Raw genomic sequence first — 3,762 nt, 5'->3', positions numbered from 1 at the left:
GCACCTCGTAATAATAGTATTTAGAGTGATTAGCTTTGTGCTCGGAAAGTAGTTTAATTAATCCTAAAGGCTCGTCTCTAACCACTTTGTAGGTTATAATTAAATCTAAATTTAAATCAGATATGAAAGCTCTGTTTGGTTGTAACTTAAAGAAAATTGCTCCACCTCCTAAAAATGGCTCATAGTAATCTTTAAAATTAGTTGGCATGCGAACACTTATTGCCTTTCTTAAACTTCTTTTGCCTCCAACCCATTTAACAAAAGGTCTTGGTATTTCTTTATCTATTTCCTCAAGGGGTTTTAATTTTAATGATGGGTGGTGTAGGTGCGGAGTGGCAATACATTCTACATTTTTCCCAACTACCTCTGTATTGCTAGCATACTCAAACAGAGTGCTTGCTTTCTTTGTAATATCACATATACCCGTACTCCACCCTCTTAACCCCACATCCTTCGCTAAGTCTGCGTATCACATGCGAGTAATTATTTCTGATCCAATCCGCCATAAACCTTGTTGGCATTGTTAGCGTTAGTGTGCCAGTTTCCCTGCATTCTTTAGTCTCTGCTTTAGAAAACCAAACCCCGTCTATCACCGCCCCTAATTCCTCAATCAGTCCTTTCCTGATTTGATGCCATGCTGTGTTTTCTTCTATTATATCTAATCCCTTACCAATATCTAAAATTCCAATATCTTGGCTATTAGAAATAATATCAGGTTCTTTGATTTTAGAATATTGCTTTTCTATCGCTTCTTTTCTTTCCCCTTTTCCCCTGCCACCTTCAGAAGATCCTTCATCTCCAATCACAGTCACATAATAACCGTTAATACCATACACTGCTTCTATTTGCTCACTTAAAGTTGCTATTTGTCGCTCACTTAAATCTAGTCGGTTTGGGATTAACGCAGTAATAAAACTATTATCATGATTTGTTTTAAACTCAACTTGTGTCAGTATCTCATATGCCACATTAGTACTAAATCTTCCTGATATCTTCTTCCTTACCTGCATTTCTTTGCTGGTATCCAAGGAATTCTCTATTTGGCTTAGGTATTTCTCATATTCTAGTAAGTTTTGCTCTTCCGAATTAATGTTACAGCTGAACCTAAATGTTGTATGATTTACAAGCGGTCCTTGATGCTTCTCATTCTTTAGAATCTTTGCCATATAGCTTAAGAATGTAAATTTGTTCTTAAATCTCTTCTCAGGATATTTGATGTAGAGCTTCAGTAATAACTGATTCACAAAATTATTGCTGAATTCTCTACCAGCTCTAAAGTTAAGCGTATCTACATCTTGTTCTGAGAGTGGATAGAAATGCCTTAATTCCTTATATTCAGATATATCTTCGATGATTCTTGCAGCAGACTCAGAGGTAGTATTAGAACAAGATGGTTTAGCCTTAATAGAACTTTCAAAAGAATTGTTATAAGATTCAGATGGAAACGAGCTTTGCTCGTTTCCCAAAAACTCTTTTTTAGCATCTATATAATCTATATTTTTAATAATACTATTCTTTAATACAAAGTCTTTATTATATAATTGACCAGAATCAGTGCAAGCAGGGTCGTATTTAGTGCATTCCCATTCCTTAGAGGATTCCAAGGTTTTATTGTTATTGTATTCTTCTTCATTTTGATCGCTAATTACTGATTCTTGATTGTGATTATTAATTACTGCTTGCTGTTGACCTATATGTTCTTCTTGGTTATTCTGTTCTGCCTGGTTATTTTGTTCATGCTGATTATGGTGCTTGGTGATGAGAGAAACATTAAGCACTGATATCTTCCATAAAGATTTATCAGCTCTGCTGTTATGATCTTCTGTATCTTTTATGAAAAATCTCTGTTTAGAGATAAAATTATGATCTTCTAAGTCTTTCAATGCTTTAGCCAAGCTATTTCTATGCAATTTAAGTTCTTTCTGTAATTCTTGATAAGAAGTAACAATAGAGTATGACTTATAGGTTAAGGCACTATCAGAATCGTCATAATTGTACTTATTAGCAGAAGATTTATAAATCTTAGTAAAAAGATATAATAATATGATCTTAGATATTGCAGAAATACTACAATTAGAATTTAATTGCTTTAAGAATTGATAAGATACTCTTATAAACATCTTAGTTTCTTCAAGATGTTGTCTTTTTCCTTCTATGGTAGGTATAAAGGTTTTATCTATAAGGTCTAAACTCTTAGAGTTATTTTGGTGTACTGCTTCATCATTTATGTCACAAAGAGCAAATCTATCAGGTTCGTATTTAAGATCATTAAAAACCTTATCAGGTATTGTTGTGGTAATAATGTTACGATTATTCTGTCCTTTTTCATTCTTATCTCTATGGATAAGAAAATATCCTTTATCCTCTAAAGATTTTTGTAGAACAAATACTTCAGCTTTAGAACAAGATAGCCTAGAAGACCAGCTTTTAGCAGGTAGCGATATAGATCTATTACGTCCTTTAGAGGAGTTAATATAAGAAAGAGAATCAGCTAAGATATAGTACATCTTCTCAAGTGAAGATAACCTAGAGCATGATAATATGTGAGATAATAAACACCCAGTTATTGGGATGTATGATTGATTCTTTGTGGTATCAAGGTATTTATGTATACCTATATTCTCACTTGACCTAGCAAGTGGGTAAAATAATTGCATTTTATGCTCCTTTTATGGAGCTAAGTACCTAAAAACCTTGACTTTTTATTATTATTTATGTAATATCTTTTTATAAGAGATCCGGGTAAAGATTATCTTATCAATAAATAAGGAGCGAAGGTTGTATACTTAACTCCTTATTTATTCCTTGTTATTTTCATTAATTTCATTAAGTAATACCTTTTCTTGAGCTAGTTTTTCCTTTGCGGCTTCTAAAATCCACCTACTTCTATCTGTAAGTGCAAAATTTTGTAAATGAGCATCTAAATCTTTCAGAAAAGACTTTGGCATAGATATCATTACTCTTTTTACATCATGTTTTAATATAGCCATAAACGTCAAAATTATATTTTATATTCATAATAATATTAAACATAATGTAATGTCAAGTATCATAATACAATATATTACACTTTTAAAGTGTAATATATGTATATGTTAAATTAAACAATACATAAAAATTAAGTTGATTATATTATTACAAGGTGTTATTAATTAATTATTATATATCTATTATATAATAATTAATTAATCCAAATATAATCCATATAACATTATGTATATCATCACAATTGCCAGCACAAAGGGTGGAGTAGGAAAATCAACATTCAGTCTAAATTTAGCTACTGCTTTATTAAATCAAGGAAAAAAGGTTGCATTATTAGATGCTGATGCTCAAGGTACTGTCACAAAGTGGTCTAAGGTTCGAGATTATATGATTGAAGCTGGTGAAAAAATTAATAAGCTTTTTGTAGCTGGAGTACGAGGTGAGGCTTTATTAGAAATTGCAGAAGATAAAAAAAAACAAGGTTGTATCGTTTTGATTGATAGCCCAGGAGTTGATGACTCAAATATGAGAAGTTCATTATTGAGAAGTGATGCCGTGATTACTACTTGTTCTCCATCACCAGTAGAATTGTGGGAGGTAGAATCATTGATAACTATTATGAAAAAATTACAGTTAGTTCAAAATAGAAAAATCCCACTATTTTTATTATATAATAAGGTACCTACAATATACTCTGATACTGCGATAGCAGAAGCATCGTTGTTTTTTGAACAAAATAATATTATGCCTCATTATATTCTGCAATCTTATATTAAA

The 3,762-nt window shown here is 31.5% G+C and carries 4 protein-coding genes; 1 reads left to right on the top strand and 3 read right to left on the bottom strand.

Features of this window, described 5'->3' with window-relative positions; genetic code table 11:
* The 3 genes from GCO76_RS07885 to GCO76_RS07875 all read right to left on the bottom strand — a co-directional run.
* On the bottom strand, positions 1 to 448 hold a 448-nt coding region (locus GCO76_RS07885; protein ID WP_410956783.1), incomplete at its 3' end, for a DNA adenine methylase.
* Positions 414 to 2,657 (bottom strand): DnaA N-terminal domain-containing protein, encoded by a 2,244-nt coding sequence (locus GCO76_RS07880; RefSeq protein ID WP_410956782.1) that lies wholly within the window; start codon positions 2,655 to 2,657, stop codon positions 414 to 416. The genes GCO76_RS07880 and GCO76_RS07885, both read right to left, overlap by 35 nt.
* Before the next feature lie 141 nt (positions 2,658 to 2,798).
* Complete coding sequence (locus GCO76_RS07875; protein ID WP_010424181.1) at positions 2,799 to 2,990, bottom strand: CopG family ribbon-helix-helix protein; 192 nt, start codon at positions 2,988 to 2,990, stop codon at positions 2,799 to 2,801.
* Positions 2,991 to 3,213: 223 nt separating this feature from the next.
* Between GCO76_RS07875 and GCO76_RS07870 the strand changes: the two genes are divergently transcribed.
* Positions 3,214 to 3,762 (top strand): ParA family protein (locus GCO76_RS07870; RefSeq protein WP_410956781.1); only part of this gene is annotated, 549 nt, incomplete at its 3' end.

Origin of the sequence: Rickettsia koreansis (genome assembly GCF_046532895.1) — a bacterium.
Classification (GTDB): Bacteria; Pseudomonadota; Alphaproteobacteria; order Rickettsiales; family Rickettsiaceae; genus Rickettsia; species Rickettsia rickettsii.
Note: the sequence above shows the minus strand (reverse complement) of the source record. Positions and strands in the feature narration are given on the sequence as shown.

Bases quoted from the DNA above. Each gene is read 5' to 3' on its own strand.
- GCO76_RS07875 (WP_010424181.1), bottom strand. From the start codon at position 2,990: ATGGCTATATTAAAACATGATGTAAAAAGAGTAATGATATCTATGCCA.
- GCO76_RS07880 (WP_410956782.1), bottom strand. From the start codon at position 2,657: ATGCAATTATTTTACCCACTTGCTAGGTCAAGTGAGAATATAGGTATA.